Here is a 15892-nt window from a genome sequence, read left to right on the forward strand (position 1 = left end):
TTTGTTTCGTTTGCAGTTGCCAGACCGCAAGTTGTTGTAACAAATCAAAAGGAGTTTTGCTGACGTGCTTAAAGCTTTAAGCTTTACGGAACCCCCCGCCTAGCGGGGGGTTTTCTACATACAAAAAAGCGCTCGCCCCAAGGGCTGCGCCCTCAGGCAACCTCTTCAGCCAGCCAGCGGCGCATGAAGTTCTGCCCCGCCGTGCGGGCGGCTTCTCCCAGCCGTAGCGCGTCCGCCCGTATGGCGCGGGGATCGTTGCCGGTCTGGGCCAGCTCGCAGCAATGGCCGATAAGCCAGGTATCCATAAGTCTGGCGTCCATTTCCGGGTGAAATTGCAGGGCAAGCTGGCCGCGACCGCAGGAAAAGGCCTGATGCGGCGTCAAAGGCGTTGCGGCCAGCAGTTCGCATCCTGCCGGGACATCAAACGTGTCGCCATGCCAGTGGAGCACAGGGGCATCCACAAGCTCCGCCAGGGGACCGCGCAGCCCCGCTGCGGTCACGTCCACCGTGCCCCAGCCTATTTCTTTTTTTGGCCCGGCATACACCCTTGCGCCAAGAGCTGCGGCCATGATCTGCGCCCCAAGGCAAATGCCCAGCAAGGGCTTGCCCGAGGCCAGCCGCTCCGCCACCATGGCCCTTTCGTCAAGCAGGAAAGGATAGATATCTTCTTCGCCCACGCCGATGGGGCCGCCAAGAACCACTGCAAGGTCAGCATCCTTCCACAGATCGCTGGTTATGGGGCTCACCCCGGCCTGCACATAGGTCACGGCATAGCCGGCTTCTTTCAAAGGCTGCTCAAAAACGCCCAAATGCTCAAAAGCCACATGCTGTACGGCAACGCAACGTTTCATATTTCCCTCACAGGCAGTAAGTTACATCCCCGTTATCCGCAAGAACAGGCCCCGGCGTCAAACCATTTCTGCTCCGCAAGGTTCGCGCAGCCGCCCTTCCCCAGAAATGATTACCCCCGAGAATATATGTTTGCAAAATAAACCGGAACGGGGGTGGGCACTGAGGGCCGGTCTGGCGCGCCGTGGCTGGCGCAAAGGGCAGGGCTGCACTGGCGAAGCCCCGGCGCAGCCCGTGCATGACCGCGCGGAAAAGGCTGGCTGAACCGCCAGCGCGAATCCGCCCGCCTTTTCGGCTTGGGCCAGGCCGTTCTCGCTCTGGTCGGGCTTCTCCGGCTATGGCGGGATGTCCCGGATGGGGGCGGGCCTTTTCGGCTTTGGGCGGTCTGTTGCCTATTCGCGCTGCCAGTACCGGTGTACGGTGCTGGCGCAGGCCGGAGCCGCCGGAAAATCAGGACGCGCTCTTGCTTCCTGTTTTACCGCGAGGCCGCGCACTGCTGATGAGCACGCCAGCCACCACAAGCGCCCCGCCCACAAGGCTCAAGAAGGGCAGCCTCTCCCCGGCCATGCGCCCGAAAATAGCCGCCCATACAGGTTCCCCGGCATAAATGAGGGTGGCGCGGGTGGGCGAAATACTTTTTTGCGCCCAGTTCATGACCAGTTGAATGAGGGCTGTGGCAACTCCAAGCCCGCAGGCGCTGCACACGAGCACCCACGAAAACCCCGGAACAGGTTCGCCCACAATGGGCATAAGGCTGAAACTCAGAATTGAGGTGACGGTCACCTGCACAACAGTGACCCTGCGCACATTGACCGACCCCGCAAAGTAGCCGATGAACAGAATTTCAAGAGCGCAGGCCACGGCCCCCAGCAGCGTGACCATCTCGCCGACGCCAAAGCCCAGCGAAACGCCGTCGGGCCCGGCCAGCAAAATCAGCCCCACCAGGGCGCAGCCTATGCCCAGCCACGCCATTGTGCTCGGGCGATGCCGCATGAATACCCATTGTAAAATAGGCACGGCAGGCACATAAAAAGCCGTTATAAACGCGGACTTGCTGGCAGAGATGGTAATAAGCCCATACGACTGCAAGGCATAGCCGCCCAGCAGCGAAAGCCCGATGAGGGACCCGGCAAAAAGCTCGTGCACGGTGAGTCCACGCAGAATGGGCAAAGAAATGACAAGAAGCGCCAGAGCCGCCGACCCAAAACGCAGTCCCACAAAAAACAGGGGGCCGGTAACATCCAGAGCGTTGCGTATGATAAGAAACGTCGTACCCCAGATCATGGTTACGCCAACCAGCGCCCATTCACCCTGGCTGAGCTGAAAAAAACTTTTATCCCGCATGATGGCAAATACCTGATCCCTCGTAAGCAGACTGGGGCAAAACATTATTGCCGCAGCGGATGTAAAACAACGCGAATTGCAGTTCTCTGCCGGGTCTCGTGCCGGGCAGTCAGTCCAGAGCGGATTACCACTGAGACTCTACTGCCCAAGGTTTTGACACGAGCGCCTGGGCGCTTGCCAGTGCATATAATCTGCGCCTGTATGCCTTCACTGCGCCCTTCTGCCCCGCAGCCGCCGGAATTCTTCCAAAGCGAACTCGCTCTGACGGCCACTGAGCATACGCGCAATCCAATACAAAAAAAGTCTGGCTCATTGCGGAACACCTGGTTGTGACTGCACTGGGCGTCCCGCTTCCAGCAGGGCACTGTAGCTCGTGCCAGCGCAAAAGGGAACCGGCAAAACCGGTTCCCTTTCTGCGGCCAGAGCATGGCCGAACTCGTATCTCCCGTGACGCGACTGGCCCCGCGGGAGCGGATATATCACAAATTGTATTTTTTCTTCGCCTTGTACCCAAGCCACACAAGAACCAGCCACACCGGCACCGCCTGCACAGAGCCTTCCATGCCGATCTGCGTCAGCACCACGAGCACCACTGCCATGAAAAGCAGGCAGAGGTAGTTGGACAGCGGATACCAGAAGGCTTTGAACACGATCTTTTCACCGGCTTTAACCTTGGCCGCCCGGAACTTGATGTGCGTAAGGCTGATCATCGCCCAGTTGATGACAAGGGCCGCCACCACCAGAGCCATAAGCATGCCAAGAGCCTGGGCGGGCATAAAGTAGTTCAGCAGCACGCACAACAGCGTTGCGCCCGAGGATATCATAAGGGCGGGAACCGGCACGCCTCTGGCGCTGACTTTGGCCAGAACCTTGGGCGCATTGCCCTGAAGCGCCAGCCCGTAAAGCATGCGGCTGTTGCAGTACACACAGCTGTTGTACACGGACAACGCCGCAGTCAGCACCACAAAGTTGAGCACATGCGCCGCCGAGGGCACGCCGATAAGATCAAAAATCTGCACAAAGGGGCTGGCCACCATGGCTTCTGCCCAGCGGCTCTTGTCCACTGAAGCGCCAAGCTTGTTCCAGGGGTGCAGGGTCAGCAGCACGGTAAGCGCGCCGATGTAGAAAATGAGAATGCGGTAAATAAGCTGGTTGACGGCCTTGGGGATGGTTTTTTGCGGATTGGATGTCTCTGCGGCGGCAATGCCCACAAGCTCAAGCCCGCCAAAGGAGAAGCTCACCACGGCCAGAGAAGTGAAAACTCCGCCCCAGCCTCTGGCAAAAAAGCCGCCGTATTCCCACAGATTGCTGACGCTGGCATCAGGGCCTGCATTGCCGGACACCAGCAAAAAGGTGCCAAGGCCAATCATGGCCACAATGGCGGCAACCTTGATGGAGGCGAACCAGAACTCCATTTCGCCAAAAACGCCCACTTGGGCCAGGTTGATGCCATTGATGAGAAGAAAGAAAAATGCCGTGGTCTGCCACGGCTCTATACCAGGGAACCAATACTGCACGTACACGGCCACGGCAGTGAGTTCCGACATGCCCACCAGTACGTATAGTATCCAGTAATTCCAGCCAGAGAGCAAACCGGGAAATTCGCCCCAGTATTTGTAAGCAAGATTGCTGAAAGATCCGGCCACAGGCTCCTGCGCCATCATTTCGCCAAGCTGGCGCATGATGAGAAAAGCGATAAACCCGCCGATGGCATAACTGAGAATAACGGCAGGACCGGCCATTTGAATTGTGCCCGCAGATCCGAGAAAAAGGCCTGTGCCAATGGCTCCGCCGAGGGCAATCAGTTGGATGTGCCTGTTTTTTAAGGCACGGTGTAGTTCTTGGGTGTCTTTTTTCATACCTGGCCCTTAGGTTATAATGATTCGGGAAGCCATAGCAGCATTCCGAGCTTTTGAAAAGACGGTTGGACCCGGTGCAACATCTCCAATGCCTTTGAAGCGGCTTTGGGCCTGCTGATTTTTTTTGGCGCATGTAAAAAGTCCGTCCTCCCACTGGACAGATGCGCCTCAGTATCGTAAAATTTTTTTGAATAATAAATTTTTTAATACAAATTGCAGCCCTGCGGCCAACCTCGCAAAAAATGGGCGCATATTACGTCGAAACGAACATCTTTCGTCAACCACAGGAGATCGTCATGAGTACAGTTTTGGGAACGCTTGACCATGTTCTGCTGATGGCCCCCGGCCCCAGCCCCGTTGCCTCCAACGTCCTTCAGGCCATGAGCCTGCCCACCCTTGGGCACCTTGACCCCGACTGCATCAAGGTTATGGACGCCATTCAGGATCAGCTGCGGGCCGTATGCAAAACCGGCAACGACGTTACCTTTCCCATTTCTGGCACTGGCTCGGCCGGTATGGAAACATGCTTCGTCAACCTGATTGAGCCGGGCGACGCCGTGCTTGTGGTCAACAACGGCGTGTTCAGCTCCCGCATGGTGGAAGTGGCCTCACGGCTTGGAGCAGAAGTGGACGTGGTGGAAAGCCCCTGGGGCACGCCCGTCAAGGTGCAGGATGTCAAGGCGCAACTGGCGAAAAAACATTACAAGATTCTGGCCGTGGTGCATGCCGAAACCTCCACGGGCGTGAACAACCCTGTTGCCGAGTTGGGTGAGTTGGTCAAAGGCAGCGACACCCTGTATCTGGTGGACAGCGTGGCCGGACTCGGCGGCGTGGACGTGCAGGTGGACAACTGGGGCGTCGATGCCTTTTACAGCGGCTCGCAAAAATGCCTTTCCGTCCCCCCCGGCCTTGCGCCCGCGTCTTTCTCCGAGGCCGCAATGGACGCCATGGCCAAACGCAAGACCAAGGTGCCCAACTGGTATCTGGACGTGTCGCTTATCCGCAAGTACTGGGAAGGCTCCCCGCGCGTGTACCACCACACCGCGCCCATTAACATGTACTACGGCCTGCACCAGGCCCTGGACAACCTGCTGACCGAAGGTCTGGACGCCGCCTTCGCGCGCCACAAGGCCATGCACCAGCGCCTGGTGGACGGTCTGGCCGATCTGGGCTTCAGCCTCTATGTCAAGGAAGGTGCGGCCCCGCAGGTGAACCTTTTTGTGCCGCCCGCTGGCGTGGACCCCAACGCGCTGAAGGGCTGCCTGCGCGAAAAGCATAAGATTGAAGTGGCTGGCGGCCTGGGCGCTCTGGCTGGCAAGGTGCTTCGTGTGGGCGTTATGGGCGAAGGCGCGCGGCCTGAAGCCATTGACAAGCTGCTCGCGGCCATTCGGGTCTGCATGGGCAAGTAAGTTCCTGAACCATCCCTGCGGGCGGCGGTCACAGGCTGCCGCCCGCATCCAGAATTCGTTCAACGAAAACTTGCCGATACTGCGAAGGCGGAGGATGCGCGCCGTAACAGCGTAAGCGCCTGTTCTTCGCTGGTACGCGCCAGTACGGCTCCTTCAAACGTCAAAAAAACGTTCGCCGAATTTGGTCCGCGCCCGCCAGGGGCATGGTCACGCCCACATGGCGCAGCACGACGCTGCCGCAGCATTGGTGCGTTTGGCCAATGGCGACAGCCATAGCGTGGAGCAGACCGTGCGGCACGCCTGCTGCCTTAGTTCGGGATTTATAGCGTGCACAGGCTGAAGCCTGTACAGCGCCGGTTTCCTGCTCCGCAAGACCATTCGGTCAACGGTTGATGCAAGCACTGCGGGCAAGAGTGAAGTGTGGTTGCGTTTTCAGGTGGACGTCAGCGCATGCGGGCGCATGAATTACCAATGCTACACTGCGCCAGCGCTCAGACCTTTTCTTCGTCGCTCTCGACCTTAGCAGCCATGGCCTTGCTAAGTGAGGCGGCACGGCGCTCACTGTTCTTCTTTTTTTCGATCTCTTCCGAAACGCGCCTGAAAAAATCCTCCGGCTGAACTCGCAAGGCTTCACAAATGGAATAGATGGCATTGACGGTAGGCTTTTTCAGCTCCCGTTCAATGTCACGCAAATAGCGTCTCTCAAGGCAGGCAAAGTCAGCCAGAGACGACTTGGTCATGCCGCGCTCTGCCCGCAAAACCTCAATCACCCTGGCAATGGCGCTCGAAAGGTATGGATATACTTTCATGAGTATTGATTACACCAAATTCTGCCGATGAACATGTGCTATAGTACTCATAAATTGAGAACTATAGTTCACTTTCTTTTTTTCCGATTTCTTTATCGAGCAACAATCTCCGCACAATTCTTTTTTACGCATATTCATACCCCCTATATTCCTGTCTTTCTGCTTCACAAAACATTTACACACCCTGCAAAGAATAGGTTTATAAATAAATAGATATCCACTGCGCATATCATACAACACAAATACATACCATATACTATCAATATTATTTCATACATATAGATAGCCAACAAAACAGTTATAAGTAACACAACATTATTAAACAATTTGTAGTTGTGTTTATTGAAAGTAAAAATGAAATATAAATCATCAGTATTAACTTTACTTCGCCACATTGATAGTCAAATTGGTAATTGCATATTGACATATAAAAATATTGTTAAACATTCCTCTTTCTTTCAAGGTGCCTTCGACGTTTCAAATCAAGAACAAACACCATTATCGGTTATCAACTGACCAGTGCATTAGAAAACAAATTTATTTTTAAATTTTAATGTATTATAAGAAAATTTCTTGTCGCGGGGCACTGATCTGGCACAAATTGCCCGCAATGGTCAATTGATACTTGCTTCAGCAATCCAATAAATGTAGAGTAATCCATCATTTGTCACCAATCCATTACTGCGAGCCAAGTTTTCGTCCCTTTTGTCCTCACGCAGCGAATATTGGGCCAGGGTGACGTGATTTACGTGATTGTTGCCCTGATCGCTGGCGCCTCCAGAAAACATAGACTATGCTATACGCAGGGCGGACCCCCCGACTTGCTCGAAATCCACTGTGCGGGTGGTGTGCTTCTGTAGCATCGGACAAACGCTTCCCTATGATCTGCGAAACCTGAGGAAAGCGCGCATGAAGATGTTTCAGTTCAGGATCCTTTTGCTGGTTCTCTCAATTCTGCTTTGCCAGAGCTTCTGCCCGCGCGCCTACGCGCAGGAAGAAGCTGTGCGCGTCGGTTTTTTCGAATTCGGCGACTACATGTTTCGAGCCCGCAGCGGCCAGTACCAGGGGCTCATCTTTGAGTTTCTGCAAGAAATTTCCAGAACAACCGGCATGCGCTATAAAGTTGTGGACTGCGGCAACTGGACCCGCAGCCTGGAAATGCTCGAGCACGACCAGATAGACCTTTTACCCTGCGCCTTTTTTACGCCCGAGCGCGCGGAAAAGATGCTCTTTCCCAACCTGCCTCTTGCCAATTCCTTCATGACCATCAGCGTCAGGGACGACGATAAACGCTACACCTTCGAAGACTATGCCGCATTGGACGGCATGCGCGTGGGCGTTGTGGCCAACACCAAGAACGTCCCCGCCCTTGAAGCCTTTATGCTTCAGCACAATGTGAGCTTGGCGCTGGTGCCCTACATCGACATGCAGAGCATGCTGCAAGCACTGCGCGACAAGGAACTGGACGGCGTGGGCATCACCAATCTTGGCAAAAACAATCCATTTCGTGTTATCGCGCAGTTTTCGCCAGAGCCTTTTTATATTGCCGTCAACAAGCGCAAGCCCGAAATCCTCGCCCTGCTGAATGCGGGCCTGGACAAGATCATGCTGCGTAATCCTTCTTACGGACAAGATCTTTACGGCAAATACCTGTCAACCAATATAGCAAAGCTGCAAGTTTTTACATCTGAGGAGCAGGCTTTCCTTCATGAAGCCCGCGTAATCACTGTGGCCTACGACCCAACGTGGGCTCCTCTTACATATAACCACCCAGAAACAAACGAATTTTCTGGAATCGTGGCGGATGTCTTTCAAAAAATCCAGCAAATGACTGGTCTTAAATTTAAATTCATCCCCATGCCCCAGGATCGTGCCCTGAGCATGCTTACCGTTGGCGAAGTCGATGCCATATGCGCTCTGACAGGTGGCTTTATCTGGGATAAAAAGCTGCAGATCCGCACCACGCGACCCTACCTTCGGACAGCTGCGGCGCAGATCCGCCGACGCGACGATGCGGAAGCGCCGAAGCACATAGCACTGCAGCGTGGCTATCTGCTTTCGGCCCACGTGGCCGAAAACAACCCGGACAAAAAAATCAGTTTTCACGGCACACTGGCTGAGTGCCTGGATGCCCTTATCAGCAAAAAAGCGGACGTGGCGTATTCCAATATTCACACGGCCAACTATCTTATCAAGAATTCCCGCTATACGGGCCTGGTCATAAGCCCAATAGACAGCTACGAAAATGACCTCAGGATCGGCATTTCGCGGCAGGCCGACGCCCGCCTGTTTGCCGTGATGGACAAGAGCCTGCAGTTTTTGCCCATTGAGCAGATTGACGACCTTGTGCTCAAGCACAGCGTGCCCAACCGCGAAACCACACTCAAAGAATTCATTGCCCAGTATCCTCTTGGGGCGTTCAGCGCCCTCATGGTGGTGTCACTCATCATCACCGTGCTTCTGGGCGTCAACCTGGCCATCAAATCAAGCAGCAACAGACGCATACAGATGCTGCTCCACCGCGACACGCTTACCGGACTTTCCAACCTCTATAAATTCAGGCAGGACTGCACCCAGTTTCTCAAAAGCGCCGATGCCGACGGGCATGTCCTGCTGTTCGGCGATATCTGCCAGTTCAAGACGATCAACGACCAGTTCGGTTTTTCCACCGGCGACCAGCTGTTGTGCGCCTATGCTGAAATCCTGCGCGATAACGTGGCCGAAAATGAATTGTGCGCGCGTATTTCAGCAGACATGTACGTTCTGCTCCTGCGCTATGACGGGTGGGAAAACCTGAAGGCCCGCCTGCACCATATGGATGAAAAACTGGATATCTGGCGTCAGCAGCAGGAAATGCCCTACAGGATCAACACGGTCTATGGCGCATACACCGTCAACCGCGCAGAAGGCCGCGACGTGCAGCTTATGCTGGACCTCGCCAACTACGCGCGCCGTGAAGCCAAACGGAACAGCACCTTCAACGTGCTGCTGTATGACGAACACATGCGCCAGGAGGCCCTGCTGCATCAGGAACTCAACGGCAGGCTTGAGACGGCTCTCAAAGAAGGGGAGCTGGTGCCCTGGTTCCAGGCCAAGGTAGATATGCGCACGGGAGCCATTATCGGCAGCGAGGCGTTGGTGCGCTGGAACCATCCTGTCCATGGCCTGCTTATGCCGGGCAGCTTTATTCCTCTGTTCGAGCGCAATGGCCTTGTGGTGGACATTGACATGCACATTTTTGAGCAGGTCTGCATGATCATGCAGAGCTGGCGGCTGCGTAATCTGCCCCTGCGCACCGTTTCATGCAATTTTTCGCGCTTGCATTTCGACCGCCCCGAATTCCCGCGCCAGCTGGCTGAAATCGCCGAGCGTTACGCCATTCCGCACGACCTGGTGGAAGTGGAGATCACTGAAAGCGCGATCATGAAAAACCCGGAGGCCGCCTGGCTGCGCCTGATCCAGCTCAAGCAGTATGGCTTCAAAACGGCCATTGACGACTTCGGTTCGGGCTACTCCTCACTGGGGCTGGTGCAGATGCTCAATGCGGACGTCATCAAGATCGACCGCAGTTTCGTGCAGCGCGACCTCCCGGGGCAGAGGGCGCAGATAGTGCTCGGCAGCATCATCAGACTCGCCCTGGAGCTGGAAATGGCCGTCATTTGCGAAGGAGTGGAGACGGCTGAACAAGCGGCCATTCTCATGCGGCTCGGCTGCTTCAAGGCGCAGGGTTTCTACTACGCCACGCCTGAGCCCGAAAACGAATTTGAAGCCCGCCTGGCCATGCAGATCGCCTGATGCATGCGCCATAAAAAAGCCTGCTGGCACTTTTGACTGCCAGCAGGCTTTTTAAAGCGGACATTTTCACGCACAGGCTCCTGCCTGTTTTAACGCAAAAATTCTATTATAACGGCTCCCCCCTCTCCCGCTTCAGGCCAGAAAATCAGACCAGAAAGCACGTTATACTATTTTAGAGAAGGTAAACTTTTACAAAAGTTTACCTGCTCTAAAATATACCGAGAGTTTTAGGGGATGGGGGTGTGGAGGAGGGACCCTTTTGCAAAAGGGGTCCCTCCTCCACAAAGCATTTCATTCGTTAACTGTCTAGTCGCCAGAGTCGCCCTTTTCATCGGGGTCGGGTCGCCTGTCTGTCTTTTCCTGATCCATGCTGTGCAAAATAAGGCTCATGAGCCGCCTGGTCTGCACTTCTCCGTCATATTCCCGCAAGATTGTCTGCTGGGCGCTGGAGCGCACCTGCTCAAGGGTGGGGGCTTTTTCCAGAGTATCCGAAATCTTTTCCGCCATGGCCTCGGTATCCCAAAAGTCGCATAAAAAGCCGTTGACCCCGTCACGGATGATTTCCCGCACAGGCGGAGTGTCGGAGCCAACAATCAGCGCGCCGCAGGCCATGCCTTCCAGCAGGCCCGTGGTCAATGCATGGGGAGCGGCCAGATAGACATGCACGGTGGAGGCCCGCAAAAGTTCACGGTATTCCTTCAGCGGCCGCGCCCCCAGCACATGCACGCGCACGCGCTGCTCCTCCGGCAGGTTCAGGTTGTCCACGCTGCGCGCGGCCTCTTCTTCCGACCTGCACGCCGGCTTGTCCTCCGCGCATTCCGGGCGCGCGCCCCCCTGTGCATTTTCCAGCCACGAGAGCAGCACAAGACAATTGGGCCTTTGCTCAAGCAACCGGGGCAAGCAGGCTATGAACTGCTGAAATCCGCGCGCGCTCTCGTGCGGGGGGCCAAAAAAACTGACAAGCTCGCCGCTGCGCTCTTCCTGGTTTTCGGACGGCGAGAAAAAGCGGGTATTGATGCCGCTGTGCACCACATGCAGCCTGCTGGCCAGAAAGTCGGGATACTGCGAGCGCTGCCACAGGGATGAGGTCACGGCCAGATCGCACTCGCCCAAGGCGTTGTATTCCCAAAGGTTGGCCACACGCGCCAGAGCAAAATCAGCAGCCGGGCGCGGTTTGCCACGGGTAAAAAAGCAGTGGCTCTCGCCCTGGGTGTAAAACCAGTCCGCCTGGCCCACATAAAAGGCTTTGGGGAAAATGTCGCGCACATAAAAGCTGCCGCCCATACTGGCCGACGCACAGATGATGTCGGGCAAAAACCCTTCCTTGCGCAACGCCAACAGGGCATTGCCAGCCCGCGCGCCGCGCCGCAGCCTCGTGACGATTTCTTTTTCCGCCGGATCATCACTGTCGCAGGAAGACGGGGGGGCCAGCCGCAGACGTCGCACCCCGGGAATGGAGGTTTTCTGACCGGATTCCGCCAGAAAAAGCACCGTGTTTTCCCGCTGGGTTCCAAATGACTGGGCCAGCGAACGAAACCGACCAGGGAATACAGAGTTCAAAAACAACAGCCGCATAGGTACTAACCACTCATCTCAGATTCGCTGTCGCGATCATTTTCCAACAAGTCGAGAAAAGCCTTGCCCTGTTCGGTTGGCAAAAACTGCCTGAGCGCCTCCACAACCTGCATGTCGTATTTGGGCGGCTGCTCGCCAAGAATTTCCAGGGCCTGCTCCACGCTGTGGGCCTGACGGTAAGAACGCGAGCGCACCAGCGCGCAAAACGTATTGGCCACGGCCAGTATCCTGGCATTTTCACAAATGGCGTCGCCACTGAGCTTTTCGGGATACCCGGAGCCATCCATTCTTTCATACATCTGTGCAATGGCTTCCATAACGGGGAGGCCAAAATCAATGCCTTCAAGGGCATGCTTTGCGTACTCCACATGATTTTGCAAAAGCGCCCTTTCTTCGGGCGTGAGCATCCCCGATTTGGTGAACAGTTCCTTGGGCAGCTGTATCATGCCTATTTGCGAAAGGTTGGCCGCAGTGCGCAGGGTTGCCAGCGTCACAGGGTCCGTCTTGCCCAGCCAGTACGCCAGGGTGACCGCCAGTTGGGCAGTGAAGGCCGAATGGCCGCGCAAATAGCTGTCTACGGTTTCGATGGCGCGCACAAAGGCGTTGACGGTCTGGTTGACCATCCGCTGCGCTTTTTGCTGCGCCATGGCAAGGTCGGTCACGTCGCTGTACACGGACACCACGCCTGTCATACGCCCTGCCTCGTCGCGGAAGGGCGTGCAGGAAGTGAAGAAGTAGCGTTGGCTGCCTTCGACTATCAGGGTTTCGGTAAAGCTGGAGAGACTCCCGGACTGGTGTACGGCCAGCGTATGGGTAACGAGGCTTCGGGCCAGGTCCGGCCCAAGTTCGGTGTGGGGGCGTCCACGCAGGGCATTTATATCCTTGCCCGCCATGCGGGCAAAGCTCTGGTTGGCATAGAAAATGACGCCGTTAAGGTCATTGAGCACTATGCCCGACGACAGGGCTGAATTCACCCCGTCCATAATCTGCTTCTGCTGGTTGACCACCGTGTACAGCCGCCGCAACTGGTCAGACACGGCGCGCTCCCTGCGACCCACAAGCCACCACCACGAAGCGGCCATCATGATGCCGACCAGCGCAATGATCAGGGCCGCGCCCATTATGACGTTTTGCCGCAGTGAGCGGTAATCCGCATCAATGCGGACAGCCTCGACGCCCTGCTCTACCAGCCAGGGCAAGCGCGGCACGGGCAGCGCCAGGGTGTAGTTGATTTCATCTTCAGTGCCGCCGGGGCCGGGCTCGTTACGCATTTCCAGAGGCAGGCGGCCGCCTTCCAGCTTCCAGCCGGGCAGATCCACAAAGCCCTCGCGCACCGTGGGATCAATGCGCTGCACCTGCTCGTTAAAATTCTGCAAAATGGCGGCGCTGTATTCCTTGCCGCCGCTGTGCCGCGTTACCGCCTTGACCACAGGCAGCACGTTGTATGAGGCCAGCAGAACGGAAACGACCTTGTCGCCCTTTGAGTCCACATAGAGCGGCGCCTTGATGGGAAAGGCCATGTCCATAACGAGTTCGCCGTTTTGACGGCGCACCGGCATGAAGACAGGCTGCCCGGTCTTGAAGACTTTTCCCAGAAAAGCGCGCTGCGCCTCGTTCACTACGGGCGGCGTGCCCGGCGACATATAGATTTCCAGATCAGAATTGACCAGATACGCGGCCCAGAATGAATTTTTATCAATAAAATCCTTAAGTTGCCGAACCATCATGGGCAGGCGCGGGGCAAGGCCGCTCAGGGGGTCGTTGGCAGACATAGCCACTGCGGCCTTTTCCGCAGGTTCTGCCCCTTCTGCTCCTTCAGCATTTTCCGCAGCTTGCGCGTCTTCCACAGCTTGCGCATCGGAAAAAAGGTCAGCCGTCGGCAGGCTCTTGCTCTCTTTCTTCGCCTCACGCAACAAGACCTCGGCAGGCAGGCGCGAGCTGTCGACCTCCGCAGCAAAAAGCCGCAGCAGGTCCAATTCCACAAAAACTTCCACCTGCTCGATGAGCGCCCCTGACCACACCGTCAGCAGGGCCACCTTGTTGTTGGTCTGCACGTGCAGATTCTGCCCCACCTCCCGCAGCATGCGGGCACGGGAATTTTGCAGGTACCAGTTGGCCCCCATCACGACAACTACCGCCATGACCGCGAAGAACGCCAGCATAATGACTGCCGCTGTGCGGTTGCGCGATTTTTTGTTCGAGGAATCCTGTTGTGCCATATGTCGTTCCTTTCGCGGCGGATCAGCGTTCACGCAGGGCGTTCTGCTTGGCCTTGAGAATGGGCTTGAGCAAATAATCCAGAACGGTTTTTTTGCCGATGAGGATGTCCGTCGTTACGATCATGCCGGGGATGATTGGCAGAAGTTCCTTGTGATAGGTAATGGCATTCTTCTGGGTGCGAACCTTGACCAGATAGAAGTGCTCGCTCTTCTTGTCTTCAATGGTGTCGGCGCTTATGGATTCAAGCTTGCCCTCAAGGCCGCCGTAAATGGAAAAGTCATAGGCAGAAATCTTGACCATGACTTCCTGGCCGGGGCGCAGAAAGGCCACGTCCTGCGGCTTGACCTTGGCTTCCACCAGCAGGGTGTCGTCCAGGGGCACAATGTCCATGATGGGTTCGCCGGGCTTTACCACGCCGCCCACAGTGGAAATGTATATCTGCTTCACGGTGCCGCGAACGGGCGTGCGAAGCTCTGTCCGGGTGACGCGGTCGCGCCCGGCCGAAAGACTTTCGCGCAGGGAGTTCAGCTCCTGCCGTCTCTTGTTTATTTCGTCCGTAATGGCCGATGCCTGTTCCGCACGGCGTGAGGCTATGCGCTGCCGTGATTCTTCCGCCGCGGACTGCGCCTTGGGGATGGTCGCCGCCAGGGCGTCGATCTGGCCCTGAAGCTCCACAACCCTTTGCTGCATGCCAAGATATTCGAGCTTGGAAAAGTTGTTGCGCTGCACAAGGGCATAGGCCGTGTCGCGCTGCTCAATGGACAGGGCAAGGCTGCGGTCCAGCTGCACCTTGCGCGCGGTCTGTTCTTCCACGTCATGCATGCGCTGCGTGTACTGCGATTCCAGCACCTCGATTTCGGCATTGAGCTGCACACGCCGCACCTGATAGGCGTTTTCCTGATCCTGAATGATCTGGCGGGCGCGGATCAGTGTATTTTCATCCACCTTGCGGCCAATAAGCTTGCTGGCCCAGGCTTCAAGATGTTCGGGAAACACTGGGGGCTCGCCCTTGATTTCGGCCTCAAGCCGTATGATGGCGAGGCTGTTTTCCATAGCCTTGGTCACGGCGTCCCGGTACGCGCTCTCGGCCATTTCATTGTCCAGCTGGGCAAGAATGGCGCCCTTGTCCACAATCTGCCCTTCATGAACCAGAACCGCGCGCAGGATGCCGCCTTCAAGGTTCTGGATGGTCTGGGTGCGCTGCGAGCCCACAACCGTGCCTTCGGCATGGGTGACTTCATCCACGCTTGCAAAGGCCGCCCAGATAAGCAGACACAAAAACATGACGGCAACGCTTATGGAAAGCGCCCGTACCCCGAAGCGCGGACGCCGCGCCAAAGCCGCATCCACCTCGCTGGCAAACTGGATGTCATCGGGCGTCAGACCATTGAGCGGCGCGTCCATGGCCGCAAAAAGCCCCGGATTGGACTGGGGTTGACCGGGCTGTTTCGGTGCGCCGCCGCCGCGCAGCCTCTCCATAGTTTCCGCCATGGATTGACGCAGGCTTTTGTCAGGCTTCTGGGCATGTTCGCCGCCCAGCAGCAGCTCGCGCAAAAAGGCCTTGGGGCCGCTCTCATCCGCCGTTCCTTCCTGCTGCTCCTCGGGGCCAAGCGGCTGCATCCCGGTTTCAGCGAGGCCATCAGCGGACGCCATAGGGGCAAAGTCCCCCTTGGGTATCCCCTCTTCACCCCAGGAGGAGCCGAGGACCGCTGGCGCGAATCCGCCCATGGAGGCGTCGCCCTCAGACTCCACCCCTGGCATGGCCGGAATGGAGCCGTCTTCAGTGGACGCTCCCGGCGCGATAAAAGGAGCGCCCTGCCCGGGCAGGGGCGACAGAAATTCACAGCTTGTTTCTTGCCCGAAAAATGCGCTGAAGTCCGGCTGCAACGCGCCAGGGGCAGGGGCTGCTGCGGGAGAGGCCTGGGCCGGCGCTTTTGCCCGACCGTCGCCAGTTACAGTGCCGCCCGCTTGCGGTTGTCCCGCAGGAGCGGACATGTTTTCCGCATTGGTGTTTTGTGGTGTCTGCTGCATA

At 56.7% G+C, this 15892-nt stretch carries 9 protein-coding genes; 2 read left to right on the forward strand and 7 right to left on the reverse strand.

Annotated features, from left to right (window positions below; translation table 11 throughout):
• Window positions 1–152: 152 nt before the first annotated feature.
• From BCS36_RS05645 to BCS36_RS05655, 3 genes are all read right to left on the reverse strand, one after another.
• Window positions 153–851, reverse strand: a complete 699-nt coding sequence (locus BCS36_RS05645) for a glutamine amidotransferase (RefSeq protein WP_291301935.1) — start codon at window positions 849–851, stop codon at window positions 153–155.
• 448 nt (window positions 852–1299) lie between these two features.
• Window positions 1300–2193, reverse strand: a complete 894-nt coding sequence (locus BCS36_RS05650; protein WP_291301936.1) for a DMT family transporter — start codon at window positions 2191–2193, stop codon at window positions 1300–1302.
• Between the two features lie 479 nt (window positions 2194–2672).
• A complete protein-coding gene (locus BCS36_RS05655; RefSeq protein WP_291301937.1) occupies window positions 2673–4052 on the reverse strand; it encodes an amino acid permease in 1380 nt (459 codons plus the stop codon).
• Between the two features lie 296 nt (window positions 4053–4348).
• On the opposite strand from BCS36_RS05655, the gene BCS36_RS05660 reads away from it, so the two are divergent.
• Entirely contained in the window at window positions 4349–5461 is a 1113-nt protein-coding gene (locus tag BCS36_RS05660; RefSeq protein WP_291301938.1) for an alanine--glyoxylate aminotransferase family protein, read from the forward strand.
• A 491-nt stretch (window positions 5462–5952) separates the two neighbouring features.
• Here the strand turns inward: BCS36_RS05660 and BCS36_RS05665 are convergent, their stop codons facing one another.
• Complete coding sequence (locus BCS36_RS05665) at window positions 5953–6270, reverse strand: helix-turn-helix domain-containing protein (protein ID WP_291301939.1); 318 nt, start codon at window positions 6268–6270, stop codon at window positions 5953–5955.
• 909 nt (window positions 6271–7179) lie between these two features.
• On the opposite strand from BCS36_RS05665, the gene BCS36_RS05670 reads away from it, so the two are divergent.
• Window positions 7180–10065, forward strand: coding sequence for an EAL domain-containing protein (locus BCS36_RS05670; protein ID WP_291301940.1), 2886 nt, complete (start codon window positions 7180–7182; stop codon window positions 10063–10065).
• Between the two features lie 306 nt (window positions 10066–10371).
• Here the strand turns inward: BCS36_RS05670 and BCS36_RS05675 are convergent, their stop codons facing one another.
• From BCS36_RS05675 to BCS36_RS05685, 3 genes are all read right to left on the reverse strand, one after another.
• A complete protein-coding gene (locus BCS36_RS05675; RefSeq protein ID WP_291301941.1) occupies window positions 10372–11556 on the reverse strand; it encodes a glycosyltransferase in 1185 nt (394 codons plus the stop codon).
• A gap of 89 nt (window positions 11557–11645) precedes the next feature.
• Window positions 11646–13859 carry an HD domain-containing phosphohydrolase gene (locus tag BCS36_RS05680; RefSeq protein WP_291301942.1) on the reverse strand — a complete coding sequence of 738 codons (2214 nt, stop codon included), beginning with the start codon at window positions 13857–13859 and terminating at the stop codon, window positions 11646–11648.
• A 22-nt stretch (window positions 13860–13881) separates the two neighbouring features.
• Window positions 13882–15891, reverse strand: coding sequence for an HlyD family type I secretion periplasmic adaptor subunit (locus BCS36_RS05685; protein ID WP_291301943.1), 2010 nt, complete (start codon window positions 15889–15891; stop codon window positions 13882–13884).
• Window position 15892: the final 1 nt, after the last annotated feature.

It is taken from the genome of Desulfovibrio sp. MES5 (assembly GCF_002237645.1).
Classification (GTDB): domain Bacteria; phylum Desulfobacterota; class Desulfovibrionia; order Desulfovibrionales; family Desulfovibrionaceae; genus Desulfovibrio.

Coding starts and splice junctions, on each gene's coding strand:
- BCS36_RS05665 (WP_291301939.1), bottom strand. CDS start 6,270: ATGAAAGTATATCCATACCTTTCGAGCGCCATTGCCAGGGTGATTGAG.
- BCS36_RS05655 (WP_291301937.1), bottom strand. CDS start 4,052: ATGAAAAAAGACACCCAAGAACTACACCGTGCCTTAAAAAACAGGCAC.
- BCS36_RS05660 (WP_291301938.1), top strand. CDS start 4,349: ATGAGTACAGTTTTGGGAACGCTTGACCATGTTCTGCTGATGGCCCCC.
- BCS36_RS05685 (WP_291301943.1), bottom strand. CDS start 15,891: ATGCAGCAGACACCACAAAACACCAATGCGGAAAACATGTCCGCTCCT.
- BCS36_RS05650 (WP_291301936.1), bottom strand. CDS start 2,193: ATGCGGGATAAAAGTTTTTTTCAGCTCAGCCAGGGTGAATGGGCGCTG.
- BCS36_RS05670 (WP_291301940.1), top strand. CDS start 7,180: ATGAAGATGTTTCAGTTCAGGATCCTTTTGCTGGTTCTCTCAATTCTG.
- BCS36_RS05645 (WP_291301935.1), bottom strand. CDS start 851: ATGAAACGTTGCGTTGCCGTACAGCATGTGGCTTTTGAGCATTTGGGC.
- BCS36_RS05680 (WP_291301942.1), bottom strand. CDS start 13,859: ATGGCACAACAGGATTCCTCGAACAAAAAATCGCGCAACCGCACAGCG.